We start from the raw sequence: 25,425 nt of genomic DNA, 5'->3' as shown, positions 1-25,425 counted from the left end.
ACGAGGAGAATTAAACCATGATTAAAGTAGAACACAAGGACAACGTGGCGATTATCACCCTGGACCGCGCGAATCGGCGCAACGCCCTGGGCAGCGCAATGGTCGAGGATTTGGAGCGTCGGTTCGCCGAACTGGACCGCGAGACTTCCATTGGCGCCATCGTGCTAACCGGCACGCAGCCTAGCTTTTGCGCAGGCAGTGACCTCAAGGAATTGGGCACAATGAACCTGGCTGAGATGGCAGAACACGAAGCCATCACCGCCGCCATTGCCCGCAAAATCACCTTCCTTAACACCCCGGTCATTGCTGCCGTGGAAGGGCATGCTTTTGGTGGCGGCTTCATTCTGGCCTGCTCGTGCGATCTGATCGTCACCAGCGCCGCCGCGCGATGGAACCTGGCCGAGGTGCCCAACGGCTGGCTGCCTCCCTGGGGCTTGCAGGCGCTGGCGTCCCGCGTAGGCCCGGTTGTTGCCAAACGGCTTACCTTTGGTCACGAACTTCTAAGTGGCGCCGATGTATTTCGGCTTGGTCTGGCCGACTACGTGATCGACGAAGGTAAGTCACTGGAGGAGGCGATACGCATTGCCAGTCTTATTGCAAACATGCCCCAGCCCGCGGTGGCTTCCACGAAGCAGTTTTTTGCCCCTTTGGTTGCCGGTGCGAGCGAAGTGCTTGACGCGAGCGCCAATCGGGTCTTCATCGATAATTGCAAGCATGATCGTGCCAAGGCGACACTTGCGCGGTTCGGAGCAAAAGCATGAGCAAAATATGCACTGCGGCCCAGGCGGTCGCCCACATCAAGGATGGGGATGTCGTAGCCAGCGTTGGGGTTATCGGCTGGATAACGCCTGACGCCATCCTGCGAGCTTTGCGTCAACGCTTTGATGACACACAAAGCCCGCGAGATTTAACGTTTTACTTTCCATGCGGCACGGGTGATGCGGTGGGCATACCGGGCATGGATCATGTCGCCACCGAAGGCCTTATGAAGCGAATCGTCTCGGGTTCTTACGTCAATCCGACCCATCCTGAGACCGGTGCCCGACCCGCCCTGATGACACTTATCCAGGAAAACCGGATCGAAGCCTATAGCTGGCCCATCGGCGCCAGCATGCATTGGCTGCGCGAAGTGGCGCGCAAGAGCCCTGGCTACTTTACCCGAGTCGGTCTCGGTACTTATATCGATCCCGAGCAAACCGGCGGGCGCCTGACCACGCTTGCCACTGAGGAGCTGGTTCGCAAAGTGCAGTTCGAGGGCGAGCAGTTGCTCTTTTACCCCACCTGGGCTTTGAATACGGCCATCATTCGTGCGACAGCCTCGGACGACCTTGGCAACCTGTCCTTCGAAGAGGATCCTCTCCTGTCCTCGAATATTGCCTTGGCCCTGGCCGTGAAGGCGTGTGGCGGCAAGGTCATCGCGCAGGTCAAGCGCATCTTGCCACGCGATTCGCGATTAGCCGTCTCCACTCGCATTCCTGCGGCGCTCGTCGATCACATCGTGGTTGATCCAGAACAGATGATGGTGACGGACATTGCGACCGATGCAGCCTACCTGGGTAACCAGAACGCGCCGCTGAGTTCGTTAAAGAGACTGCCCCAGACACCGGCGAAAATCATCGCCAGGCGAGCCGCTCGCGAAGTCAAGCAGCACGAACTGACGATATTCGGCTTTGGTGCGTCCTCGGATGTACCGCTGGTCATGGTTGAAGATGGTCTGATCACTGAGTCTAACATTGACGACTATTGGTTCACGACGGAGCATGGCTCCTTTGGTGGCATCGTCATGAATGGGTGGCAATTCTCCGCCAACATCAACCCGCGGGCGAACGTGGATGGCGTCACACAGTTCGACCTGATTGATGGCGGCCTGTGCACATTCGCCGCCTTGGCGTTTGCACAGTTTGATGCGAACGGCAGCGTTAATGTCAGCCGCTTTGGCAAGGCGAACCCGGGGGCAGGGGGGTTTATTGATATCGCGCAAAATGCACAACGACTCGTTTTTACTGGCACCTTCACCACCGGCGGTTTAAAAATATCCTATACCGACGAGGCTGGTTTAAAGATCGAGCGCGAAGGCCAGTCCCGCAAGTTCGTCAAACAGGCTGATCACATCACTTACCGGCTTGGCGACGGCGTGGCAAAGGGCCAGAATGCGCTGCTCATTACCGAACGCGCGGTGTTCTCCGTGACGCCAGAAGGTCTCGTCCTGGAGGAAATCGCGCCCGGTATTGATCTGCAACGAGAAGTGCTCGACTTGATGGACTTTCCGCCAGTCAGCATACGCGAACCACTTGCGATTATGGACCGCGCATTATTCGCAGAGGAGACTGTTCATGCTTGATACCCAGAATGTCGTCGGGGTAACGGTTTACGGTGCCGTCACGGTGCTGACGATCCAGCGGGGGTTTCGCCGCAATGCAATGGATCAGGCCCTGATCGATGAACTTAAGGCGCAGTTGCTAAAACTGGATAGGGACCCATCCGTGGGAGCGATCGTCCTGCAGGGCGAGAACAACGGCTTTTGCTCGGGCAGTGACCTGAAATTCATCAGTCAATTGAGCCTGGAGGATATGGCCCGCTTCGAACGGGAAACGGGCGACATGGCGCGCCTGTTTGCCTTTGTGAAGAAACCTGTCATCGCCGCAGTTGAAGGCTTTGCTATCGGTGGTGGCTTTATCCTGGCCATCTCTTGTGACGTGGTGGTGGCCGCAGAAAAATCACGGTGGAGTTTGCCCGAAGTACCACACGGGTGGCTGACACCCTGGGGTCTGAACGCTTTAATCGAGCGGGTCGGGCGGGTGCGTGCCCGTAACCTTTGCTTCTGCCTGGATGAACTAAGCGGCAAAGACATGCTCGGTATGGGCGCCACTGATTACACGGCGCCAGATGGCCAGGTCCTGGACAAGGCACTGGAGCTGGCTACCCGACTCGCCGCGCTGCCACGGGCGGCCGTAGCGAGCACTAAACGTTTCTTTGCTAACCAGATGATGCCGCATGCCGAGGTGATGGACTTCGAAGCTAATCACTTTTTCGTAGAGAACTGCGCCCACCCAGATGCCACCAGTACCTTAAATAAACATAGGACCCGCCAAAATGCTGATTGACTTTAATGATGACGAGAGAATGCTTACTGAGGCTGTGCGCCGTTTTGCGGAACAGCAACTGGCGCCCGCGATGCCCCGGCACCTATCTGACCATGAGTTCCCGACCGCGCTGGTACAGGCCTTTGGCCAAATGGGCTTTATGGGTACGTCCTACGACCCCGAATACGGCGGTGGTGGCCTGGGCACCTGCGGCGCAACGCTTGTTGCTGAACTACTTGCGCGGGTGGAGCCGTCTTTCGCGGCAATCTTTTTGTGCAACAGCGCACCCACTTCCCTGATTGCCCGCTACGGCAACGACGCCCAAAAACGTCAATGGCTGCAGGCCATCAACGAAGGCAAGATGATCGCCTCCTTTGGTGTGACCGAGCCGCAAGGCGGGTCTGATGTTGCTGGCGTGAAAACCACTGCCGTTCTGGACGGGGACGAATACGTTATTAACGGCCAGAAGATGTTCTCGACCAACGCCGGCACGCCGCTGCACGGATTTTCGACCGTCGTCGCGGTCACCGACCCGGACGCGGGCGCGAAGCGGCTGTCGTCCTTCATCGTGCCTGTTGGTACGCCAGGCTTTTCGGTTGGCAAGCCGGCCAGGAAGATTGGCTGGCGGTTCGCCGACTCAGTTGAACTCTTCTTTGATAATGTACGCATCCCGAAGGAGTATCTCATCGGTCAACGAGGGGATGGATTAAAACAGGTGCTGACGGTGTTGAGCGTAGGTCGCATATTGGTGGGCGCGACAGGGCTGGGCCTCGCTCGCCGCGCTATCGATCTTGCCAAATCCTTTGGTCGCGATCGCAAGGTCTTGGGCAAGCCCATTCTTGAGCATCAAGGTTTATCGTTTCCGCTTGCCGATATACTGACCAAAATCCATGCTGCGGAGCTGATGGTTCGTAACTCGGCCACTTTGGTTGACGAAGGACGTCCTTTTCGCAATGAAACCGGCATGACCAAGCTTTTTGCCAGCGAACTGGCAGTGGAGGCCGCGTTGAAGGCGATCCAGGTCCACGGAGCCTACGGCGTGTTTGAGGAATATCCGGTATCCGGCCTTTTAGGAGAGGCCAAGGTGTTGGAGATCGCCGAAGGCACGAGTGAAATCCAGCGACTGGTGATCGCCCGGGAATTGCTCGATTAAATACGTTGCAACGATCATTGTTCACATTGCCGCACATCACCATTTTTAAAACTCAGGAGCCATTGTCCAACGATTTTGGTTGACCCATCCCACCGATGTCTGGGGGCGACGATATAAAAGTCCGATTTGCCTCGCAGAGACCCTTCGTAGAGTCGGGTCAGCCTGCCTTCCTTTATGTCCTGCTCAACGAAAAAACTGTTGGTCAGTGCAATGCCCTGGCCGGCAATGGCTGCTTCTATGGCGTGTGCGGTTTGATTGAATTTAATGCCAATGTTCGAAGGCACCGATGTCGATCCAATCACTGACTGTATAAACTCGGGCCAGAAATTGTGAGTGTCGCCCAATAAAAGAAACTGCTTCAGGTCATCGGCGCTCGTTGGTCTGCCCATTCTGGATAGCAGGCTGGGACTGCAAACGGCAATAATGTTTTGCTGGTATAAAAGTTCTGTATGTAGTCCCGGTCCAAATGGGGGTTGCCGTACCTGATGGCAAGATCCACTTTGTCCAGGTGAAAGTTAGATATCCGTTCAGTAGCAACGATCTGCAGGTCCAGCGACGGGTTTCTTGCAAGAAAGTTGGGCAGGCGGGGGATTAGCCATTTGGAAGCGAACGTAGGTGTGACACTGAGCGTGATTCGTCTTGGCTCGGGCTTTATTTGCAGCGTTGCCTCGGTGATGATGTCAAATGCGCGGCTGATACCGGCAATATAGGTTCTTCCTTCGCTGGTCAATTGTAGCGAACGAGATAATCGATCAAAGAGTTTGATACCAAGCTCGGTTTCCAGTTTTCGGATCTGTTGCGCCACCGCGCTTTGGGTGACTCCCAATTCTTCGGCGGCAAGACGGAAATTCAGGTGCCTGGAAACGGATTCGAATATCCGCAGGCCATTTAACGAAGGAAGTGGTTTTGTTTTGTCATGCATACAATAGATTTTCTACAGGCAATTTTAAATTTAAGTGCTCAATGCCAGATCCGGAAGATGATATTCTCTATATAAGTATTTATCTTACTGCATAATCACGGAGCGTTTAAATGACTGTAGAAAAAGTTGCAATTGTTATGGGTGGAGGCAGTGGTATGGGCGCAGCGGCGGCCCGGCGCCTGAGCCGCGATGGATATAAAATCGCTATCCTGTCCTCTTCTGGCAAAGGTGAAGCATTGGCCAATGAATTGGGCGGGATTGGCCTCACTGGCTCAAACCAGTCGAATGAAGACATCAGGCGTCTTGTCGAAGAAACAGTAAAAAAATGGAACCGTATTGACGTGCTGGTCAATAGTGCTGGGCATGGACCCCGTGGTCCTATACTGGAAATGACAGATGAACAGTGGCATGAGGGCATGGACGTGTATTTCATGAATGTTGTCCGGGCAACCAGGCTGGTGGCGCCCATCATGCAGGCGCAAAAGTCCGGTTCGATCATCAATATATCCTCTGCCTGGGCGTTCGAGCCGGCAGCCATGTTCCCTACGTCAGCCATTTTTCGTGCAGGACTGGCCTCATTTACAAAACTCTTTGCCGATCAGTTGGCCGCTGACAATGTGCGCATGAACAATGTTCTGCCAGGCTGGATAGACAGTTTGCCCGAGGTAGAGGAGCGGCGGCAGGCGGTCCCGATGCAACGGTATGGCCGCAGCGAGGAAGTGGCCGCAACCATTGCCTTTCTGGCTTCAGATGGTGCCGGGTACCTGACAGGGCAGAATATCCGTGTCGATGGTGGGCTGACTCGTTCTATTTCCTAGATCTGATCCGATTGCTATAGTCAGATGGTTTGGCGTTTTACCCGGAACTGTCGGATATGCTCGCTCAGCCCAGTTTCCCTGCAATCTTTAATCATTGTTTGCGCGCACATATATGCCAGCCAACCCATTTGTGTATTTCAAATGTAAATGCCTTTTCTATGATGAGACTGGCAGTGTGCCAGTCTCGTGTTGAACTCGCTGGATTTTCCGCAGGCTTATGAGCGGCTGCATTTTGCGCGACTGTGTTGAGAAACAGTAAAATTCAGGGACCCAGGATTCAGTTCACCGAAATATCATTTTCCTTGATAATTTTTTCGTAAAACGACGAATCTGATTTAATCAATTGAGCCAGCTCAGCGGGCGTGCTGCCAACGGGAACAAACCCGGCAGCCTTGAATTTTTCCTTCACTTCAGGATCTTTTGCAACCTCAATCAGATTTTTGGACATGGTGTCTACGATTTCCTGCGGCGTACCTTTTGGCGCCATCAGCGATGCCCAGGATTTCATGATAAAGCCCTTATATCCTGCCTCTTGCATGGTCGGGATATTTTGTTCGTCTTCCCAGCGTTTTGCCGAGGTAATTGCCAGCGCTTTGAGCTTGCCCTGTTTTGCGTATGCCATAGGAACTAAGATCGGGTCAAAGACCATGGACACCCGGCCGGCCAGCAGATCGGACAAAATAGGTGCGCTGCCTTTGTATGGGACGTGCGTCATTTGAATGCCCGCTACTTGCGCAAAATGCGCGCCAGTCAGATGCGCGCTGGATCCGATGCCGCTTGACGCGTAGGTGAGCCGATTTGTCTTGCCATATTCGACCAGTTCTTTCAGGTTATTTGCCGGAATGGAATTGTTGATGAACAGAAATAGCGGCAGGTCGGCCATATGCGAAACCGGAACGAAATCGTCATCACTATAGCTAAGTTTATACAGGTGTGGATTGATCGAATGGGCCGCCAGTACGGTAACAAATGTGTAGCCGTCCGGTTTTGCCCTTGCGGCCTGGCCAGTGCCGATCGTGCCGTTTGCGCCAGGCTTGTTTTCAATGACGATGGGTTGCTTCAGTCTCTCGGACAGTTTTTGCATGATCACCCGGCTGACGGTATCAGTTGCGCCACCCGGTGTGTAGGGGACAATGACTGTGATTGGTTTTTCCGGCCATGCCGCTTGCGCGGTAACGGGCGCAGCAAGTGCAGCAAGCATGGAAGTGATGAACAGATATGTCCCTGTCTTTTTCATTATTGTTTTATCCTTGGTTAGGTTTAATGCTTTTTAGAATACCAAAAATTCAATAAAAGATAACGAGGGATTTCACTAGCAAAGCAGGCGATTCTGCGTGAAATGCAACATTAATTCGAAAAGGGCCAAGAATGGCTAAGCACGGCTTTTGCACAGCGGAACAGACTGGCCGATTCGTGGCCTGACAATCCCCAGTAATGTCGTTCGTGCAGGCTGGCTGTGCGGGTGAACGGCCCATTTCAGATATCAGGAAACAGGCGATCAGCATCGACATTTACAGCATCGAGCCGACCCACCGGGATGGTTTCCCTATGAAATATAGAACCTGGTTTTAAGCCCCATCGGGATACACCGGTAAGAAAAAGCCCCGGCAAAGCCAGGGCGAGATATCGAGTGCGGTCAAAGGCGGCGTCAATGCCGCAAGTCAATCACGCTTGTATCGTTCACTTATTGTCTTCGTTCATTTTGCCGACAATATCTTTTTCCTCGGCAAACGTTTTTGCTGCGAACTCGGCATATTCCTTATGATTCATGTAATAAGTCTGGATGCCGTAAGCGGCGATGGCTTTCAAAAATACCGGATCCTTAACGGCTGCAGCAACCGCTGCATCCAGTTTTTCCACGATCTCGGCAGGCAAGCCTTTGGGCCCAGCCAGCCCCAACGGGGAGGGAATAACGACGGGATAACCGGCTTCAGTGAATGTGGGTACGCCGTCAAACGCTTTCAACCTTTGCTTGGAAGCGACTGCCAGAACACGGGCGGTACCCGCTTCCATATAGGGCAGGATGCTATTGGTGGTGATGGCCGCTTTGATATGGCCGCCCAGCAGTGCCGTGATTGCTTCGGCATCGCCCTTGTATGGGACGTGCGTTAATTTGGCGCCGGTCGCATTGCCCAGCTCTACCATGACCATCTGGTTTCCGGTAAAGCGCCCGGGTGTGCCGACACTGATCTCGTCGGGATGCTGCTTGGCATAGTCGACAAATTCCTTGACGGTTTTAATGGGTGATTTGGCGTCCACGACAAGAGCAAAGTCATAGGTTGAAAACGATGCAATATAGGTCAGGTCCTTGATCGGATCGTAGCGGGTTTTTTGCAGATAAGGTTGCCTGAAAATGCCGTGCGGCGCCAGTGTCAGCTTGTAGCCATCGGGGCGGGTGCGGACCATTTCCTGGGCGCCCATGGAGCCTGCCGCGCCCGGCTTGTTTTCGATGACAATTGTCTGTTTCAGGTAGCGCCCCATGCTTTCACCCAGCGCGCGTCCGATCAAATCCGTAGAACCGCCTGCGGCATAGGGGACCACGATGCTGATAGGTTTGTCTGGATAGTTGCCAGCTGCATGAGCAAGACAGGGGGCGATCGCCAGGAGCGCGATGTTTATAAATTTTATTGGACTGAACAGATTCTTCATTCGTTGCCTTTGGTTATTAATGCAGGCACGAGCTGCCCGCAGATACGAGTAAATGGCAATTATAAACGTAATAATTTCAAACACATAACGGGCTTTAATGCGTTCTGCGTACCGGAATTTTTTTAGTTGTTCATGGGGTAGGGAGACACGCTGCTGACGTTTTCATTCACATCCAGCTCCCGGCCAATATAGGGAAATGCACGTTGTGCGCATTGCGGCCGCTCGCATACCCGGCATCCCATGCCGATGGGTGTCGGAATATCCGGATTGCTGAAATCCAGTCCTTTTGCATATACAAGTCGATGTGCATGCTTTACATCGCATCCCAGCGCCACAGCGAAGTCTTTTGAGGGTTGCCCGAACCCGCCGGTCTGGTGACATACCGTACGTGCGATCCACAGGTAAACGCGCCCGTCCGGCATGCGGGCCAGTTGCCTGAGAATCCTGCCGGGACTGGAGAAGGCCTCGTATACGTTCCATAAAGGACAGGCCCCGCCGACACGCGAGAAATGAAAGTGAGCCGCAGACTGGCGCTTTGAAATGTTGCCGGCGCGGTCGACCCGGATGAAGAAAAACGGCACGCCGGTTGCATCGGGTCGCTGCATGGTGCTCAGGCGATGGCAGACTGTCTCGAAGCTGACGCCAAAGCGTTGGCCCAACAGGTCAATGTCGTATTGCAATTGTTCGGCAGACGCCAGGAACTGCCTGTAGGGCAGGATAAGCGCTGCGGCAAAGTAGTTGGCCAGACCCAGGCGTACTAATTTGCGTACAGCCTGACTGGAAAATCGGGCACGTCCACCATGCGCTCCAGCATACTGTCCAGTTCCAGAAATGCCAGTTGTGTTCCCATCTGAAAGGCGCGCTGCCCGGGCGTGATATGCGGCGGCAGACTAAGCTGGCGCAATGCCGGGTTGTAAGCACGCTGCAAGCCCTTTTCTGCGGGCAAGGTATCTACACTGACGCCGTGATGTTCGCGTAAACGTTGTTCCAGCCGGTCTGCCAGGCCCGGCGGGGCTATGTCGGACAGCCCCCAGGCGGTATGGCACTGCTCGGCGTGGGCGTCGAGCTCCGAGAAATGGTTGTGATGGGTAAAGAAAAAATCGCGCGCTTCCTCGTAGGGTTGTGTCTGTATCATCAGCGCGTCTGCAGGATCTTCGGGATCCTTGTAGGTCATCTTTTCCGCCATGGCTTCCAGCCGGTCCACCGCTTCGCGGTGACGTCGATGCAGATCAATCAAAACCCGGCCTACGGCGGGCATATTCGTTGCGATCTCCTGCATTTCCGCTTGTGATATTCGTGCCGCTTCGTGTCCGCCCAGCGCCGACGCCGGCAGGGTAGCTCCAACCTCGCGCAGTGCGGCCACCATGCGCGTCTGTTCGTCGTCTGAAAAAGTGTTTACGTCCATATTGAACACTTCGCTCAGGCGTAACAGGACCGACATGGTCAATGGCCGCTGGTTCTGTTCGATCTGATTCAGGTAACTGGCTGACAGGCCCAGCATGCGCGCCAGCCCGATCTGAGTGAGTTTTCGCTCTTCGCGTAGCCGGCGTAGCCGTACGCCCATGAATATTTTTCGCATTGTGTCCGATCTTATAAGTGCAGACTGTCTGTTATATTCGCAAAATTCGCAATTATGCAATCAGGAGTTTACCAAGATTCGCCTTCTTGTTGATGCAATTGTCAGTAGTTTTGCGTAAACTGCAAATCTTGATTGTTACACGATATTTGTATTGCACAGAAGAGGGGGATACCATGACTCAAGCATCCGAAGCAAAGGGCTTTAAACCAAAGAAATCCGTCGCGCTGTCCGGCGTGGTGGCCGGTAATACCGCGCTATGCACCGTCGGCCGCAGCGGTAACGATCTGCACTACCGCGGCTACGATATTCTGGATATTGCGCAGGCCTGTGAATTCGAGGAAGTGGCCCATCTGCTCATTCATGGAAAACTGCCCAATAAGGCAGAACTGGCATCTTATAAATTGAAGCTGCGCCGCTTGCGTGGCCTGCCGGCTCAATTGCAGCATGCGCTGGAGGCTTTGCCGGCGTCCAGCCATCCCATGGACGTCATGCGCACGGCGGTATCGGTACTGGGGTGCGTGCTGCCTGAAAAGGACGATCACAATCTGCCGGACGCACGCGACATTGCCGATCGCCTGATGGCCAGTCTGGGCTCGGCCCTGCTGTACTGGTACCACTACAGTCATAACGGCCGGTGCATAGACGTAGAGACTAACGATGACAGTATTGGCGGGCATTTCCTGCACTTGCTGCATGGCGAGAAACCCTCCGATGAGTGGGTGCATGCCATGCACACCTCGCTGAACTTATACGCTGAACACGAATTCAATGCGTCCACATTTACCTGCCGCGTGATTGCCGGTACGGGATCGGATATCTATTCGGCGATTACCGGCGGGATTGGCGCGCTGCGCGGCCCCAAGCACGGTGGCGCCAATGAAGTTGCCTTTGAAGTGCAAAAACGCTATGAAACCCCGGATGATGCCGAAGCCGATATTCGCCGCCGGGTGGAAAACAAAGAGGTGATCATCGGCTTTGGCCACCCCGTATATACTATTTCCGACCCGCGCAATAAGGTGATCAAGGACGTTGCGCGCAAACTGTCTGCAACGCAGCAGAACATGAAGATGTTCGACATTGCTGAACGTCTGGAAAGCGTCATGTGGGACATCAAGAAAATGTTTCCCAATCTGGACTGGTTCTCGGCCGTGTCATATCACATGATGGGTGTGCCCACCGCCATGTTTACACCGCTGTTCGTTATCGCACGCACAGCGGGCTGGGCGGCTCACATTATCGAACAACGTATCGACAACAAGATTATTCGTCCGACGGCCAACTATAATGGTCCGGAAGATCAGACCTTTATCCCGCTGGACAAACGCTAATACCTATGAATACTGAAAACCGCAAGCCATTGCCCGGCACCGGCCTGGATTATTTTGACGCGCGCTCTGCGGTCGATGCCATTGAGCCCAATGCCTACGATACTTTACCGTATACGTCCCGTGTATTTGCCGAAAATCTGGTGCGCCGTTGCGACCCTGCGACGCTGACCGATTCACTGCGGCAACTGATTGAACGAAAGCGCGACCTGGATTTTCCGTGGTTTCCTGCGCGCGTGGTGTGTCACGATATCCTGGGCCAGACCGCGCTCGTGGATCTGGCCGGATTGCGCGAGGCCATCGCCAAGCAAGGTGGCGATCCCGCCCAGATCAATCCGGTGGTTCCCACCCAATTGATCGTAGACCATTCCCTGGCCGTTGAGTATGCCGGTTTTGACAAGGACGCATTTGCCAAGAATCGGGCCGTTGAAGATCGCCGCAACGATGACCGCTTTCATTTTATCAATTGGACCAAGAAAGCATTCAAGAATGTCGACGTTATTCCGCCAGGCAACGGTATCATGCACCAGATCAATCTGGAGCGGATGTCGCCGGTTATTCACAGTCGTGATGGCATTGCTTTTCCTGATACCTTGGTCGGTACTGACAGCCATACGCCGCACGTTGATGCGCTGGGCGTGATCGCCATTGGCGTGGGCGGCCTGGAGGCCGAAAGCGTGATGCTGGGGCGTGCGTCCTGGATGCGTTTGCCTGACATTATCGGCGTGGAACTTACCGGGCAACTGCAGCCTGGCATTACTGCCACCGACCTGGTGCTGGCGTTGACCGAATTTTTGCGCAGCCAGAAAGTGGTCTCGTCGTACCTGGAGTTTTATGGTGAAGGGGCGGCCCGCCTGACGCTGGGTGATCGCGCGACGATTTCAAATATGACGCCTGAGTATGGCGCCACCGCGGCGATGTTTTATATTGATCAGCAAACGATTGATTACCTGAAGCTGACGGGTCGGGACGATGAACAGGTCCGGCTGGTGGAAACATACGCCAAACAGGCTGGCCTGTGGGCCGATAGTCTGAAAACAGCCCGGTACGAGCGCGTATTGAGATTCGATTTGTCATCTGTGGTGCGCAATATTGCCGGTCCATCCAATCCGCACCGTCGTGTGTCGACTTCTGAGCTGGCCAGCGCGGGTATTTCAGGTGTGGTTGAAAATGAGCCCGGCCTCATGCCCGATGGGGCGGTCATCATTGCCGCCATCACCAGTTGCACCAACACGAGCAACCCGCGCAACGTGATTGCGGCCGGGCTGCTGGCGCGCAATGCCAATGCGCGTGGCCTGCTGCGTAAGCCGTGGGTCAAATCTTCGCTGGCGCCGGGCTCCAAGGCGGTCCAGTTATATCTGGAAGAGGCCAATTTGCTGCCCGAACTGGAGAAGCTGGGTTTTGGTATTGTGGCCTTTGCCTGTACCACCTGTAACGGTATGAGTGGTGCGCTGGATCCGGTAATCCAGCAGGAAATTATTGATCGCGATCTGTATGCCACTGCTGTTCTTTCGGGCAACCGCAATTTCGACGGCCGTATCCATCCCTACGCCAAGCAGGCTTTCCTGGCGTCGCCGCCGCTGGTCGTGGCTTACGCTATCGCCGGCACAATTCGTTTCGACATAGAGAAAGATGTACTGGGCACGGACCAGAACGGTCAGCCGGTGACGCTTAAAGATATCTGGCCCAGTGACCAGGAGATCGACGCCATTGTTGCCAGCAGTGTTAAGCCAGAGCAATTTCGCAGCGTATACGAACCGATGTTTGCGGTCAGCGTTGATGATGGCAAATCGGTTAACCCTTTGTATGACTGGCGAGCGCAAAGTACCTACATTCGCTGTCCACCCTACTGGGAAGGCGCGCTGGCAGGCGAGCGCACGCTCAAGGGCATGCGTGCGCTGGCGGTGCTGGGAGACAACATCACCACAGATCACTTGTCTCCTTCCAACGCCATCCTGCTCAACAGTGCAGCAGGGGAATATCTGGATAAAATGGGCCTGCCGCAAGAGGACTTTAACTCTTACGCGACGCACCGGGGCGATCACCTGACTGCACAGCGTGCCACTTTCGCCAATCCCAAGCTGCTCAATGAAATGGTGCAGGAAAACGGCGTCATCAAGCAAGGTTCCCTGGCTCGCGTTGAGCCGGAGGGCAAGGTTGTGCGCATGTGGGAGGCCATCGAAACCTATATGGAACGCAAGCAGCCACTGATTATCGTGGCCGGGGCAGACTATGGCCAGGGCTCTTCGCGGGACTGGGCAGCCAAGGGTGTACGTCTTGCGGGCGTAGAGGCCATTGTTGCAGAAGGTTTTGAGCGCATCCATCGCACCAATCTGGTGAGTATGGGCGTATTGCCGCTTGAATTCAAACCTGGCGTTAATCGCCAGACGCTTAATATTGACGGCACGGAAACCTACGATGTGGTGGGAACGCCTGAACCAAGATCTACACTCACACTTGTGATACTTCGCAAAAACGGGGAACGCCTGGAAGTGCCGGTGACCTGCCGCCTGGACACGGCCGAAGAAGTGTCCATCTATGAGGCCGGCGGCGTTTTGCAACGCTTTGCGCAGGACTTTATTGAATCGCCCGCCGCCAGTCAGGCACTATGACAGATAGGGAACAAGTAATGACGCACGCATCACAGATGAAAATTGCCGCGACCTATATGCGTGGCGGCACCAGCAAGGGGGTGTTTTTTCGGCTGAATGATCTGCCCGAAGTTGCGCAGACACCGGGCGCGGCACGTGACGCGCTACTGCTGCGCGTCATCGGCAGCCGGATCCTTATGGCAAGCATACCGACGGTATGGGCGGCGCCACATCCAGCACCAGCAAGGTAGTCATCCTGTCCAAAAGCGAGCGCGCCGGGCATGATGTAGATTATCTGTTTGGCCAGGTCTCCATTGATAAACCGTTCATCGACTGGAGCGGCAACTGCGGAAACCTGTCGGCCGCCGTGGGACCGTATGCCATCAGCAATGGATTGATTGATGCTGACCGCATCCCGCAAAATGGCGTTGCCACCGTGCGCATATGGCAGGCCAATATCGGCAAGACTATCGTGTCGCATGTGCCCATCACCAATGGCCAGGTGCAGGAGACGGGCGACTTTGAACTGGATGGGGTGACCTTTCCCGCAGCCGAAGTGCAGCTCGAATTTGTGGACCCGGCCGCAGACGAAGAGGGTGCAGCAGGCGCCATGTTCCCAACCGGCAATCTGGTTGATGAGCTGGACGTGCCCGGTTTCGGCAAGTTAAAGGCCACCATGATCAACGCCGGTATTCCTACCGTATTCGTGAATGCCCAGGATATCGGCTTTACCGGCACGGAGCTGCAGGATGCGATCAACAGCGATGCCAAGGTGCTGACCATGTTTGAAACCATACGCGCGCATGGTGCGCTGCGCATGGGGCTCATCGCAAATATCCAGGAAGCTGAACGCCGCCAGCACACGCCCAAGGTGGCGTTTGTGGGCCAGCCTGCCGACTACACGGCATCCAGCGGCAAGCAGGTTGCAGCCGAGAGCATTGATCTGGTCGTACGGGCGCTCTCCATGGGCAAATTGCATCATGCCATGATGGGCACCGCTGCAGTGGCTATTGGTACGGCAGCGGCTATTCCTGGCACGCTGGTCAATCTGGCTGCTGGCGGGAGCGAGCGCGAGTCCGTGACTTTCGGTCATCCATCGGGCACGTTGCGGGTCGGGGCGCAAGCCATTGAACAGGCAGGGCAATGGACAGTAAAAAAAGTGCTCATGAGTCGCAGCGCCCGCGTGTTAATGGAAGGCTATGTCCGGATTCCAGCAGATACACTTTGAAAAGTGTACAAGAACATTTCATTTTTAATATCTTAAGATAAAAAAGGATTTACAGCATGTCGACAAGAAAGCAACTCAGATCACTCGTCGAAGCTCGCCGCGGCATTATCGTTCCAGGCGCATTCAATGCCTTGTCTGCCAAAGTCATCGCCGATCTTGCTTTAAAGCCATCTACGTAACAGGCGCGGGCGTAACCAACATGTGGTTTGGCATGCCGGACCAGGGGTTCATGGGTTTGCACGAGATTGCCGATCACACCGCAAGGATCCGTGACGCGGTAGATGTGCCATTGATCGTCGATGCTGATACAGGCTTTGGCAACGCATTGAACGTTCGCCACACAGTAAGAGTGCTGGAGCGTGCCGGCGCCGACTGTATCCAGTTGGAAGACCAGATCGCGCCCAAGCGCTGTGGCCATTTTGCAGGTAAAGAGGTGATCTCTACCGAAGAGGCGGTCAGCAAGATCAAGGCGGCGGTTGATGCGCGCCAGGATCCGGACTTCCTGATCATGGCCCGTACCGATGCGGCAGCCACACATGGTTTTGAGGCAGCGATCGAGCGCGCCCAGAAGTTCGCCGAAGCGGGTGCTGACATTCTGTTTGTGGAAGCAGTGACCGAAGCAGAACAAGTGCGTGCGCTTCCGCAGCGTCTTGCGAAGCCCCAGCTCATGAACATGGTAATCGGGGGCCGTACGCCTATTTTCAATGCCGATCAGCTTGGCGAATTGGGCTATGGCATTGTGCTGTATGCCAACGCGGCCCTGCAGGGCGCCGTCGCCGGCATGCAGAAAACACTGACGGTGCTGCGCGACGAAAAAGAAGTGCAGGAATCCAGCGGGCTGGTGGCGTCTTTTTCCGAACGTCAACGCCTGGTTGGCAAGCCTGAATGGGACGAGCTGGAAAGTCGCTACAGCTGATCAGACAGGCTCGTGTTCAATTGCCTTGCGTCGTTCCAAGGCCGAGAGGGGTTGCAGCTGCAGCCCCGTCTTCATTAGTGATGCGTTAAAAACGTTGGTCATGTTCAATGGGCACGGATCGCGCCACGCGTACCCGGGTCGGTTGAGCGTGATTTCGCATTGCGCACCTGATGTTGTTAAGGCACCAGCGCTATTGCCCGGCATCAGCGGCTCGCCGTGGCATCTATCAGCACGGCGTTTGTTCAGCAAAGCAGACCACCATTTTTAAATGTCTGTGTTCGTCTACCACCAGTGTTTCATGATTGAAATCCTGGCGCGTGTTGCTGGCCGTCATGAAAGATCGCATGGCGCGCCGCGGCGGTTCACTATCAGCGTTTTTCCACCAGCGCCGAAAATCCGGCGAGACCTGCGTAAGTGTCTCGACCAAAGCCAGCATCGCGAGATCGTCTGGCGCGGTAGCCAAATCGTAGCGAAACTGCGCCACCAGCTTTGGTGCGTCTTCACGCCAGGCACCAAAACGCCATCGCATATCCGGATCGGCAAAGACAATACGCAGTATGTTTCTTCTCTCATATTCCCGCGTGCTGAAGCCGAATAAATCATTGGCGGCACTATTCCAGGCAATGACATGCCAACTGAGGTTAACCACGTAAGCGGGCCTTGTTGTCAGATCGTCCATTAACTGCTGGACCAGGGCGAGACCGCAAGCCCATGATGCGCTTCGGGTGGTGGTGGTCGCTTATGCGCAAGAAGAAATAGATGGCTGCATTCACTGTCGCCAAGCTTTAGCGTGCGGGCCACACTTAGCAGGAATGCCTCCGATACCTGAATGTCGCGCCCCTGCTCAAACCAGGTGTACCAGGTGAGTCCCACTCCGGCCAGCGCGGCCACTTCTTCTCGGCGCAAACCCGGCGTTCTGCGTCGCCCGCCGGCTGGCAGGCCAACGTCGGCGGGCGTCAGCTTATTCCTGTGGTGGATCAGAAATTCGGATAACTCGTTCTTGGTACGACGCAGGCTTCGCTCAATCATGGCTATTGTCAATAGTAATAGGATATTTGCTTAAATTGTAATGGGATGATTTTGCGCTGAAAATGGCATTTCTGCAATCGACAAATCAACCTGGAGCAATGAATGATGGCAATAAATGAAGTCTCTAGCTGCTTGGACAACACTGCCGGTGTTCGCGAGTGGGCCGGTCTCGCGCTATTGGCTGCGCCTACGATCCTGCTTGGGCTTGACCTGACGCTATTGCATTTGCTATTGCCGGCGCTGGCTGTCGATCTGCGTCCGACGAGTACGCAGATGCTGTGGATCATTGATGCCTATGGCTTTATGATCGCAGGTCTTCTGGTTTCAATGGGAACGCTGGGCGATAGAGCCGGACGGCGCAAGCTATTGATGGTCGGTGCTGCCGCGTTTGCGGCAGCTTCGGTGATGGCGGCGTATTCCACCAGTGCTGCAATGCTGATTGCCGCACGTGTATTGCTTGGCATCGCCGGTGCGACTTTGATGCCATCCACGCTGGCGCTGATCAGCAATATGTTCTGCCAGCCGCATCAGCGCGCACTGGCCATCGGGGTATGGGCAACCATGTTTGCCCTGGGCATGGCGGCCGGGCCCGTGGTGGGCGGGGCGCTGCTGCACTATTACGGATGGGGGACCGCATTCCTGGTGGCAGTCCCGTTTGTCGGGCTGTTGCTGGTTGCCGCGCCGTTTCTCCTGCCGGAGTATCGCTCACCACAGCAGGGCGTCTGGATATCGTCAGCGTCATATTATCGTTGTTTGCCATATTGCCTATCGTTTACGGCATCAAGCATATCTCCAAGGATGGGGTCGATATCGTTGCTTTAGCGACCGTCGCAGTGGGATTGGTATTCATGTGTTTATTTGTCCGGCGCCAGCGCCGCTTGACCCATCCCTTACTTGATCTGGCTTTGTTTTCCAGTCAGGCATTTTGTGTCGCCTTGATGGTGTTGCTTGTCGGCTTGACGGGAGTGGGCGGAACAATGCTGCTGGTCACCCAGTACTTGCAGTTGGTTGTGGCTTATCGCCATTGTCTGCCGGCTTGTGGATGGGGCCGCCGGCGCTTGCCATGTTGATTGCCGGTATTGCCGCGCCGTTACTGGCACGGCGGATTCGCCCTGGATATGTGATCGCGGGAGCGCTGGCGTTGTCGGTGATGGGTTACCTAATGCTGACGCAACTGGACTCGTCATCGCCAGGCAATATCCTGGTTACCGCGGCATTTTCGCTGGTCTATCTCGGCCTGGGCACCATCGCCGCGCTCGGCACAGAAATGGTTGTGAGTGCAGCACCGCCTGACAAGGCAGGGTCGGCATCGGCCATGTCCGAGACGGTACAGGAGCTGGGTCTGGCCGTGGGCATCGCCATACTGGGCAGTATTGCGACTGCTGTCTATCGAAGTTACATGACCGATCAGGTCCCCGCGACGGCCTCCGCCAGTATCCAGCTTGCGGTGTCCGATAGCCTGGCAGCAAGTATATCGGTGGCTCATGCCTTGCCTGCGGGTTTGCTTGAACAGGCGCAGGCGGCTTTCATGGCGGGATTCAATGTTGCCGCAGCCGTGAGCGCGGTCGGCATTGCCTGCCTGGCGGTATTGGCTGCGATCAAATTGCGGCATGTTGCGGTGAGTTTGTGACTTGCCGGTCTGAACTTGCGACGGTCGGTATTTGAACGAGGCCATGGCGGTACGCCGCAACACGCCCGTACCGGCTGACGCTGGTATTGTCGCTTGCCGGAGCCGGCCCATACTAACAAAATGTAAAGCCTATTTGATTGATTAACATGGTCATGTATGTTGGAATCACAAGTGTGATCGCAGTAGTTCCTGTTTGCGTTCCGGTCTGCTACGCGATCAAAAGCGTCTATTTCCTGTGAAGAACTTGTGAAGAACTTGTGAAGAACTTGTGAAGAGGAGGTGTTTATGACTGCCCCAGCATCACGGCAACAGTCATCATTGGCTAATTCCATCTATCAGTTGTTCAATCCCATTCCTTTCGGATTTTTTGTTGCGGCATTGATCTTTGACGTTGTGTATTTCCAGACTGCCGAGATGATGTGGAGTAAAAGCGCAGCGTGGCTTATTACTATCGGCCTGTTCTTTGCCATCATTCCGCGCCTGATCAACCTGGTGCATGTGTGGATCCCGCGAGGCAGGGTTGTTCTTCCCGCTGAAAAGATTGATTTCGGTTTCAATTTCATTGGGATTCTGGCGGCCATCCTAAACGCGTTTATCCATAGCAGGGATGCGTATGCCGTCATGCCTTCGGGATTGATCCTGTCTGTCATTACGGTCGCCTGCATTGCCGTGTCTGCGATCATTGCGTCCACCTTTTACGCAATCGGGAGGACGCATAATGTCTAAGTTCAAATGGAGCCTGCCCCTTGTTCTCGCGGCCGGCATCTTGCTGGCCGGGTGTAACGATAACGCAACGATGAAGCCCGATGAACAGCTCGGCACCAACCCGACGTTGCCTGAACCGCGACATTTTTTCTCGCCACCCATTCAAGTGCCTGACGGTGTAGGCTGGTCAGAAAACAAGCAGCCCGTCGTTGCCAGCGGTTTGAAAATTGAAAAAATCGCCAGTGATCTGCTGCATCCCCGACAACTTTATACGCTGCCCAACGGCGATGTTCTGGTTGTCGAAGCCAATTCGCCTGGTACAGCGCCTGTTACAACACCCAAACAGTTTTTCAGCGGTTTCGTGAAGGGACAATCGGGTAAGGGGGGCAAAGGCGGAAACCGCATCACCTTGCTGCGACAGACTGCCGAAACCGGTGAATGGGAAAACATGTTTTCTGGAGAATCTGGATTCCCCCTTTGGCGTCCAGCTAATCGGTAACGACTTGTATGTTGCCAATACCGGAAATATCATGAAATACCGCTATGAACCGGGGCAGACGCGCCTCACGGATCCGGGCACGGCGTTTGCCGATTTGCCCGATACCGTCAACCACCACTGGACAAAGGCGCTGCTTGCCAGTGCCGATGGGTCAAAACTTTACGTGGGTGTGGGCTCCAACAGCAATGTCGGTGAGAACGGGATGGCCATAGAATATCGCCGCGCAACAGTGCTGGAGGTGGATGTCAATAGCGGCGGCAGCAGGATTTTTGCTTCCGGTCTGCGCAATCCCACGGGACTGGCCTGGGAGCCACAATCCGGAGCACTCTGGGCAATCGTGAACGAACGGGACGAGATCGGGCCGGACCTGGTTCCGGACTATCTCACTTCAGTCAAGGAAGGCGGTTTTTACGGCTGGCCTTATAGCTACTTCGGCCAGCATCTTGATCCTCGGGTCAAGGCTCAGCGTCCTGATCTGGTCAGTAAGGCGATCGTGCCAGACTATTCCCTGGGCTCGCATGTCGCACCGCTGGGCGTGCATTTTTACACCGGCCAGGGGCTTCCGGAGAAATACCAGGGGGGCGCATTTATCAGCGAACATGGAAGCTGGAACCGCTCGCCATTAAGCGGCTATCGGATCAGCTATGTGCCGTTCAGTGATGGCAAGCCGGCAGGCAAGGCAGAGGCGGTGGTCTCCGGCTTTTTGTCTGAAGATCAGAAGAGCCTTTTCGGTGCGCCCGTGGGCCTGACCCAGGCGAAGGACGGTGCGCTGCTCTTTGCCGATGACGTGGGCAATACCGTCTGGCGGGTGACCGCCGCCAGCCAGTAATCTGGCGGTGGGTTGTCAGGTATTCATGAGGGTAAATGGGCCTGGGTGACGTCTTGCGTACCCGGGCCTTAGATAGTCCCAGGCACGCATCAAATTATCTTGGCTTACGCCTTTGCCGAACGCAGGCTTTTCAAGATAATCATTGCATTGAGCACCGCTGCGATGCTCAGAAAGCCAAATGCAGCCGCAAATCCTGTCGTTGCTGCAATAATGCCGGTTAGCATTGCGCCGAGCCCAGTTCCCAAATCGAAGGTGACGTTCCACAGAACAGAGACCTGGGCCAAGCGGCTGTTGCCGGCGAGCCGGTAGGCGCATACCAGGGTTGCGCTTTGCATGCCTCCGTAGGAAACGCCTAGCAGGGTACTGCCAAGATAAAGCAAGGCCAGGTCCCAGGCCGCGCTTGATTCCAGTACCGACGCGCCAAGCGCAGCCATGCCCAGGCAGCACGCCAAAGCCAGTCCGAAGATCAGGTACCGGGCAGGGTAGCGATCACTTAACGAGCCAAAGGCCCAGCGGGTAGGAGTTGCAAAGCCGGTCAGGCAGAGCAGCGCAATCGTGGCCGAGGCTGCATCAGCGGTAATCTGGCTGGCGAACGTTAGGATGGCGCCGCCGCTACTGGTCACAATCACCAGCGATAACAAGACAGGGGAGATGACCCGGAGGGTGGATTTGCCGTGCGTGATCGCGTGTGCGGCGGACGAATTTTGCGGCCTGGTGTGTTCATTGAGCAGACGGCCAAGGGAATATGTCCAGTACAGGCCCAGTACGGGCAGGGTAGCGAACAGCGTAACCACGAGTTTGCCCAAATGCTGTTCAAGTATAGGCGCCGATGATACAAGTACAAGTTGTGGCCCGCCACCGCCAGGCCATAGATGCCAACGGCTGCGCCCCGACGTGCCGCAGGCACAAGCAGTGCGATAGCGGTTGCGCCTCCTACGGTCAATATGCCAAAGCCGATGCCGCGCACCGCGCTCGATAGCAGAATGACAGGCAGCTCAGAGGATGTCGCTTGCAATATGGCGGGGGCGCCCAGTGATAGTAACCCAGTGGCCAACACCGGGCCCCAGCCGAATCGCTTGAGCGCGCGGTTGACGGACAGTTGGGTCAGGATGGTGAAGGCCATCAGAATGGCCGTCACGCTGCCTGCAGCGGCTTCGCTGGCGCCGCCCTGATTGCCCAGTCTGGTGACAGTGGCAGCAGGAGGCTGAAACTACCGATCCCAAGTCCCACGACCAGCAGAAGTGACACGACACCGGGAATGTGCAGCAGATTTACGTTTCTATCGTTGTCTGTCAAGTCGTTGCTCCATGCATGACCCCGTATTATAACGAAGGGGAGCAAATAACTTCGCGTGCAATTAAATCAATATATTAGTGCGTGACCGATTTTGAAAAAAGCTGAATGATCACAATGCCAAGTGCAATAAACAGCATGCCCACAATGGCCGGCAGGTCCAGTCGCTGTTTATAAAACAGAAATGACATGATCGATACAAGAAAGATGCCCATGCCGCCCCAGATCGCATAGGCTATGCCGATATTCATGGTTTTTACGACCTGCGACAGGCCATAAAAGGAAACGGCATAGCCGATCACCACAACGATGCTCGGGCCTAACTGGGTGAATCCGTGAGAGGCTTTCATCATCGTGGTGGCAAGGGTCTCGGCACAGATCGAGATGGCAAGAATAAGATAGATATTGAGCATAAATCCTCAGCAAAAATTGGGTCTGCAAATTATATATTTTCAGAATGACAGCAAATGACACTACTGCGGTGCGCGCCAGGCCTGGGTCAATCCCTGCCTTTGCGCTGCTTACAAACAACGGACGATATGTTCGCGCAACCATTGATGGGAAGGGTCGCGATGGACGCGGTCGTGCCAGAGCATGAGCATTTCAAAGCCCGGTATCTCCAGCGGAGGCGCAACAACCTGCAGCGCGGTGCTGTGCCTGACCAGTCGCGAAGGGACCATCGCAACCAGATCGGTATTGACCAGCACCGCTTCAAGAAACAGAAAATGCGGTACCGACAGCGCAACGCGCCGGGCCAGGCCTCTTGCGGCCAGTGCCGTATCCGTTACACCATGAAAGCCGCCATTGTCAGGGGACACAATGACATGGTCCAGCTTACAGAACTGCGCCAGGGTGAGGGTGCCTTGTAACGCGGGATGCCCTGTGCGTGCTGCCAGGACATAGCTTTCATTAAACAATGAACGGCGTCGCAGTTGCAACGGCGCTTCCGAGCTGATGTGAAACGCCAGATCAATGTGCGCCTGTTCTGCCTGGCTGGCCAGCGCCTGGGGATTGAGCGCCACAATTGCCATGCGCGCGTTGGGCGCTGCTGATCGCAACCCTGCCAGCGCGCCAAGCAAGATGCTGGTTTCTCCATAGTCTGACGCTGCAACACGCCAGGTTTGATGGCTCTGGGCCGGGTCAAACGGGCCCGACGGCGTCACCGCCTGCGTCAAGGCTTCGAGCGCCTGTCTTAGCGGCTGTCGCAGTTCGTCGGCGCGGGCGGTGGGGCGCATGCCACGTGGCCCGGGTAGTAATAACGGGTCGCCAAAGGTTTCCCGCAATCGGGCAAGCTGCAGGCTGACAGTGGGCTGGGCCAGGTGCAGGCGCTCGGCTGCCCGCGTGACATTATGTTCGGCCAGCAGGCGTCCAACGTGACCAGTAGATTAAGATCCAGACGCCGCAAGCAATTGTCCATGGAAATACCTGAAATTTTAGAAATTCATTTCTAATATACTGCATAAAAACGTATCGTATGCGTATTCAGTATGCGTATTCATTTACCAGAAAAGGACTGCATCATGAATGTGCTTGTCGTTTATGCGCACCCTGAGCCCCGTTCGCTGAACGGGTCAATAAAAAATTTCATTGTCCAGCGGCTGGAGCATGCTGGTCATACGGTTCAGGTTTCGGATCTGTATGCCATGCAGTGGAAGAGCGCGTTGGATCCCCAAGACAATCGCTCACCGACACTGGGCGCGCGCTTTGATCCTTCTTTAGATTCCCAGCAGGCGTTCGTGAACGGTACGCAGAGCATCGACATCGAACAGGAGCAAAACAAGTTGCTGTGGGCGGATACGGTTATCCTGCAATTTCCGCTTTGGTGGTATTCCATGCCGGCGATTCTCAAGGGCTGGGTCGATCGCGTCTATGCCTACGGTTTTGCCTACGGAGTGGGGGAGCACTCGGACACGCATTGGGGGGACCGCTTCGGAGAAGGGCTGCTGGCCGGCAAACGCGCCATGCTGGTGGTAACAGCCGGCGGCTGGTCATCGCACTATGAGCCGCGCGGTATTAACGGCCCGATCAACGACATCCTGTTTCCCATCCAGCACGGTATCCTGTTTTATCCAGGCTTTGACGTGCTGCCGCCGCATGTGATCTACCGCACTGGCAAGATCGATGCAGCGGCGTTTGCCAAGGTGTGCGATGAACTGGGACAGCGGCTGGATACGCTTTGGACGACAGCGCCCATTGCGTTTCGCAAGCAGAATGCCGGGGATTACTGCATTCCGCAATTGACGCTGCGCCCGGAGCTCGCTCAGGGAGAGGCCGGTTTCGGGATTCATGTTTCACATCCCGACGAAAATAAGTTGTCGCAACATCGCGTGACGGTTGAGCAATCTGATCTTATGCATGCCGAACAGACGCGCTGAACGCTTAATGTTACGCATATTCGCTCTTAAATCGTTAAAGAGTAAGACACCCGGATTCAGGTGTCTTGCTGGTTTTTTTTGTTGCGAATCATCCATGTAGAAAATAAAAGTGGCCAAAACCGGGGCGTTCTACGATTACAAAATCACGTATTTAATGATGCTCTGTAATGACCTTCCCTTTGAAAGCGCGAAGAATGAAGGCGCTAGACTTGTAAACCCATCTTCAAAGGAAGGTATATGACGAAAAGATTGACTCGCTCGCTGTTTCTGGTTGCCACTTTTTCCGGCGTCGCCGCACTGGCTGGCTGCGCAGGCAGCGGCTATGATTCCGGAGCTTCAACCGCAGCGGACACCAGTGCGCAAGCGCCCATGACATCCGGTTCGCCAACAACTGATTCTATGCAAACTGCGCCAGCGCCAACGACTCAGTCCACGCCAACCGCACCCGCGCCAACGGCACAACCCTGAATGTCGCGCGCAAGGCCAATAGCGGCGGCTTACAATCGCAATATCCGTTAGCCCTTAAGGCACTTGCGCATGACCTTGCTTGAGATATGGCGCCCAATGCCATATCTCGAATACACCATTTGCCCAATTTAGTCTATTAGAGCAATAGACAATCGGGCATCTCCGAGGACGATTATCCAGCGCCGGTCATTCGGATCCGGCCAATTTCAATTGCCATTCCTTGCCTGACGCTCAGCGAACTGATGCGCTGGGACCACGCGCAGTCGGTAAGGATGTAAACTTGAGTCACGCTATTGATTTGAGCCGGTTATGCCGGCCCCTGACCACCTCGAC

General features: G+C 55.2%; 18 protein-coding genes and 7 pseudogenes. 15 read left to right on the top strand and 10 right to left on the bottom strand.

All coding sequences use genetic code 11. The features are described 5' to 3' along the window. The first annotated feature begins 17 nt into the window (after positions 1–17). The 4 genes from TKWG_RS16180 to TKWG_RS16165 are packed head-to-tail and all read left to right on the top strand — an operon-like array spanning position 18 to position 4,236. Positions 18–761 carry an enoyl-CoA hydratase/isomerase family protein gene (locus TKWG_RS16180; protein ID WP_014751870.1) on the top strand — a complete coding sequence of 248 codons (744 nt, stop codon included), beginning with the start codon at positions 18–20 and terminating at the stop codon, positions 759–761. Beyond that, positions 758–2,341 carry an acyl CoA:acetate/3-ketoacid CoA transferase gene (locus TKWG_RS16175; protein ID WP_014751869.1) on the top strand — a complete coding sequence of 528 codons (1,584 nt, stop codon included), beginning with the start codon at positions 758–760 and terminating at the stop codon, positions 2,339–2,341. The genes TKWG_RS16180 and TKWG_RS16175 overlap by 4 nt, the downstream gene beginning before the upstream one ends. Then, positions 2,334–3,104 carry an enoyl-CoA hydratase/isomerase family protein gene (locus TKWG_RS16170; protein ID WP_014751868.1) on the top strand — a complete coding sequence of 257 codons (771 nt, stop codon included), beginning with the start codon at positions 2,334–2,336 and terminating at the stop codon, positions 3,102–3,104. Before TKWG_RS16175 ends, TKWG_RS16170 begins: the two co-directional genes overlap by 8 nt. Next, a complete protein-coding gene (locus tag TKWG_RS16165; RefSeq protein WP_014751867.1) occupies positions 3,094–4,236 on the top strand; it encodes an acyl-CoA dehydrogenase family protein in 1,143 nt (380 codons plus the stop codon). The genes TKWG_RS16170 and TKWG_RS16165 overlap by 11 nt, the downstream gene beginning before the upstream one ends. A gap of 14 nt (positions 4,237–4,250) precedes the next feature. Here the strand turns inward: TKWG_RS16165 and TKWG_RS27265 are convergent. Next, positions 4,251–5,158 (bottom strand): annotated as a pseudogene (locus tag TKWG_RS27265) (LysR substrate-binding domain-containing protein). Positions 5,159–5,268: 110 nt separating this feature from the next. On the opposite strand from TKWG_RS27265, the gene TKWG_RS16155 reads away from it, so the two are divergent. Then, complete coding sequence (locus TKWG_RS16155; RefSeq protein ID WP_014751866.1) at positions 5,269–5,976, top strand: SDR family oxidoreductase; 708 nt, start codon at positions 5,269–5,271, stop codon at positions 5,974–5,976. Positions 5,977–6,253: 277 nt separating this feature from the next. On the opposite strand, the gene TKWG_RS16150 is transcribed toward TKWG_RS16155, so the two are convergent. The 3 genes and pseudogenes from TKWG_RS16150 to TKWG_RS16140 all read right to left on the bottom strand — a co-directional run bounded on the left by TKWG_RS16150 (position 6,254) and on the right by TKWG_RS16140 (position 10,204). Then, entirely contained in the window at positions 6,254–7,213 is a 960-nt protein-coding gene (locus tag TKWG_RS16150) for a Bug family tripartite tricarboxylate transporter substrate binding protein (protein ID WP_014751865.1), read from the bottom strand. Between the two features lie 443 nt (positions 7,214–7,656). Further along, positions 7,657–8,625, bottom strand: coding sequence for a tripartite tricarboxylate transporter substrate binding protein (locus TKWG_RS16145; RefSeq protein WP_014751864.1), 969 nt, complete (start codon positions 8,623–8,625; stop codon positions 7,657–7,659). A 122-nt stretch (positions 8,626–8,747) separates the two neighbouring features. After that, positions 8,748–10,204 (bottom strand): annotated as a pseudogene (locus TKWG_RS16140) (short-chain fatty acyl-CoA regulator family protein). A gap of 173 nt (positions 10,205–10,377) precedes the next feature. Here TKWG_RS16140 and prpC point away from each other — a divergent pair. From prpC to TKWG_RS16120, 4 genes and pseudogenes are all read left to right on the top strand, one after another. Next, complete coding sequence (prpC, locus tag TKWG_RS16135; RefSeq protein WP_014751861.1) at positions 10,378–11,532, top strand: bifunctional 2-methylcitrate synthase/citrate synthase; 1,155 nt, start codon at positions 10,378–10,380, stop codon at positions 11,530–11,532. 5 nt (positions 11,533–11,537) lie between these two features. After that, positions 11,538–14,141, top strand: a complete 2,604-nt coding sequence (gene acnD / locus TKWG_RS16130) for a Fe/S-dependent 2-methylisocitrate dehydratase AcnD (protein WP_014751860.1) — start codon at positions 11,538–11,540, stop codon at positions 14,139–14,141. A 17-nt stretch (positions 14,142–14,158) separates the two neighbouring features. Further along, positions 14,159–15,348 (top strand): annotated as a pseudogene (gene prpF, locus TKWG_RS16125) (2-methylaconitate cis-trans isomerase PrpF). A gap of 56 nt (positions 15,349–15,404) precedes the next feature. Continuing rightward, a pseudogene (locus tag TKWG_RS16120) lies at positions 15,405–16,264 on the top strand (isocitrate lyase/PEP mutase family protein). Positions 16,265–16,490: 226 nt separating this feature from the next. Here TKWG_RS16120 and TKWG_RS25335 read toward each other — a convergent pair. Together TKWG_RS25335 and TKWG_RS25330 are read right to left on the bottom strand one after the other, a co-directional pair. Then, complete coding sequence (locus tag TKWG_RS25335; RefSeq protein WP_238534209.1) at positions 16,491–16,943, bottom strand: MmyB family transcriptional regulator; 453 nt, start codon at positions 16,941–16,943, stop codon at positions 16,491–16,493. Continuing rightward, positions 16,943–17,293, bottom strand: a complete 351-nt coding sequence (locus TKWG_RS25330) for a helix-turn-helix domain-containing protein (RefSeq protein WP_238534208.1) — start codon at positions 17,291–17,293, stop codon at positions 16,943–16,945. Before TKWG_RS25330 ends, TKWG_RS25335 begins: the two co-directional genes overlap by 1 nt. 102 nt (positions 17,294–17,395) lie before the next feature. Between TKWG_RS25330 and TKWG_RS25325 the strand changes: the two genes are divergently transcribed. The 4 genes and pseudogenes from TKWG_RS25325 to TKWG_RS16100 all read left to right on the top strand — a co-directional run bounded on the left by TKWG_RS25325 (position 17,396) and on the right by TKWG_RS16100 (position 20,956). Further along, the gene (locus TKWG_RS25325; RefSeq protein ID WP_238534207.1) at positions 17,396–18,115 is read left to right on the top strand and encodes an MFS transporter; all 720 of its coding nucleotides are present in this window, start codon (positions 17,396–17,398) and stop codon (positions 18,113–18,115) included. Positions 18,116–18,335: 220 nt separating this feature from the next. Beyond that, positions 18,336–18,923, top strand: a complete 588-nt coding sequence (locus TKWG_RS25320; RefSeq protein ID WP_238534206.1) for an MFS transporter — start codon at positions 18,336–18,338, stop codon at positions 18,921–18,923. Positions 18,924–19,208: 285 nt separating this feature from the next. Then, the gene (locus tag TKWG_RS16105) at positions 19,209–19,649 is read left to right on the top strand and encodes a DUF2231 domain-containing protein (protein ID WP_014751856.1); all 441 of its coding nucleotides are present in this window, start codon (positions 19,209–19,211) and stop codon (positions 19,647–19,649) included. Then, positions 19,642–20,956: pseudogene (locus TKWG_RS16100) on the top strand (PQQ-dependent sugar dehydrogenase). Before TKWG_RS16105 ends, TKWG_RS16100 begins: the two are co-directional and overlap by 8 nt. Before the next feature lie 104 nt (positions 20,957–21,060). Here the strand turns inward: TKWG_RS16100 and TKWG_RS22720 are convergent. The 4 genes and pseudogenes from TKWG_RS22720 to TKWG_RS16085 form a co-directional block, all read right to left on the bottom strand. Continuing rightward, on the bottom strand, positions 21,061–21,762 hold the full coding sequence (locus TKWG_RS22720; protein ID WP_081489319.1) for an MFS transporter: 702 nt from the start codon (positions 21,760–21,762) through the stop codon (positions 21,061–21,063). A gap of 62 nt (positions 21,763–21,824) precedes the next feature. Further along, positions 21,825–22,136: pseudogene (locus tag TKWG_RS27260) on the bottom strand (MFS transporter); the annotation flags it as partial. Between the two features lie 190 nt (positions 22,137–22,326). Beyond that, positions 22,327–22,662: a DMT family transporter gene (locus TKWG_RS16090; RefSeq protein WP_014751854.1), complete on the bottom strand. Its 336-nt coding sequence runs from the start codon at positions 22,660–22,662 to the stop codon at positions 22,327–22,329. Between the two features lie 108 nt (positions 22,663–22,770). Beyond that, a pseudogene (locus TKWG_RS16085) lies at positions 22,771–23,666 on the bottom strand (LysR family transcriptional regulator). Positions 23,667–23,769: 103 nt separating this feature from the next. On the opposite strand from TKWG_RS16085, the gene TKWG_RS16080 reads away from it, so the two are divergent. Then, entirely contained in the window at positions 23,770–24,624 is an 855-nt protein-coding gene (locus TKWG_RS16080) for an NAD(P)H-dependent oxidoreductase (protein ID WP_014751852.1), read from the top strand. A 237-nt stretch (positions 24,625–24,861) separates the two neighbouring features. Then, complete coding sequence (locus TKWG_RS16075) at positions 24,862–25,092, top strand: hypothetical protein (protein WP_014751851.1); 231 nt, start codon at positions 24,862–24,864, stop codon at positions 25,090–25,092. Positions 25,093–25,425: the final 333 nt, after the last annotated feature.

The organism is Advenella kashmirensis WT001 (assembly GCF_000219915.2).
Taxonomy (GTDB): Bacteria; Pseudomonadota; Gammaproteobacteria; order Burkholderiales; family Burkholderiaceae_B; genus Advenella; species Advenella kashmirensis.
This window is presented reverse-complemented; position numbering and strand designations above follow the sequence as displayed.

What these genes read in the sequence shown, in the direction of transcription:
- TKWG_RS16180 (WP_014751870.1), top strand. Translation starts at nt 18, where the DNA reads ATGATTAAAGTAGAACACAAGGACAACGTGGCGATTATCACCCTGGAC.
- TKWG_RS16175 (WP_014751869.1), top strand. Translation starts at nt 758, where the DNA reads ATGAGCAAAATATGCACTGCGGCCCAGGCGGTCGCCCACATCAAGGAT.
- TKWG_RS16170 (WP_014751868.1), top strand. Translation starts at nt 2,334, where the DNA reads ATGCTTGATACCCAGAATGTCGTCGGGGTAACGGTTTACGGTGCCGTC.
- TKWG_RS16165 (WP_014751867.1), top strand. Translation starts at nt 3,094, where the DNA reads ATGCTGATTGACTTTAATGATGACGAGAGAATGCTTACTGAGGCTGTG.
- TKWG_RS16155 (WP_014751866.1), top strand. Translation starts at nt 5,269, where the DNA reads ATGACTGTAGAAAAAGTTGCAATTGTTATGGGTGGAGGCAGTGGTATG.
- TKWG_RS16150 (WP_014751865.1), bottom strand. Translation starts at nt 7,213, where the DNA reads ATGAAAAAGACAGGGACATATCTGTTCATCACTTCCATGCTTGCTGCA.
- TKWG_RS16145 (WP_014751864.1), bottom strand. Translation starts at nt 8,625, where the DNA reads ATGAAGAATCTGTTCAGTCCAATAAAATTTATAAACATCGCGCTCCTG.
- prpC (WP_014751861.1), top strand. Translation starts at nt 10,378, where the DNA reads ATGACTCAAGCATCCGAAGCAAAGGGCTTTAAACCAAAGAAATCCGTC.
- acnD (WP_014751860.1), top strand. Translation starts at nt 11,538, where the DNA reads ATGAATACTGAAAACCGCAAGCCATTGCCCGGCACCGGCCTGGATTAT.
- TKWG_RS25335 (WP_238534209.1), bottom strand. Translation starts at nt 16,943, where the DNA reads ATGGACGATCTGACAACAAGGCCCGCTTACGTGGTTAACCTCAGTTGG.
- TKWG_RS25330 (WP_238534208.1), bottom strand. Translation starts at nt 17,293, where the DNA reads ATGATTGAGCGAAGCCTGCGTCGTACCAAGAACGAGTTATCCGAATTT.
- TKWG_RS25325 (WP_238534207.1), top strand. Translation starts at nt 17,396, where the DNA reads ATGATGGCAATAAATGAAGTCTCTAGCTGCTTGGACAACACTGCCGGT.
- TKWG_RS25320 (WP_238534206.1), top strand. Translation starts at nt 18,336, where the DNA reads ATGGGGCCGCCGGCGCTTGCCATGTTGATTGCCGGTATTGCCGCGCCG.
- TKWG_RS16105 (WP_014751856.1), top strand. Translation starts at nt 19,209, where the DNA reads ATGACTGCCCCAGCATCACGGCAACAGTCATCATTGGCTAATTCCATC.
- TKWG_RS16090 (WP_014751854.1), bottom strand. Translation starts at nt 22,662, where the DNA reads ATGCTCAATATCTATCTTATTCTTGCCATCTCGATCTGTGCCGAGACC.
- TKWG_RS16080 (WP_014751852.1), top strand. Translation starts at nt 23,770, where the DNA reads ATGAATGTGCTTGTCGTTTATGCGCACCCTGAGCCCCGTTCGCTGAAC.
- TKWG_RS16075 (WP_014751851.1), top strand. Translation starts at nt 24,862, where the DNA reads ATGACGAAAAGATTGACTCGCTCGCTGTTTCTGGTTGCCACTTTTTCC.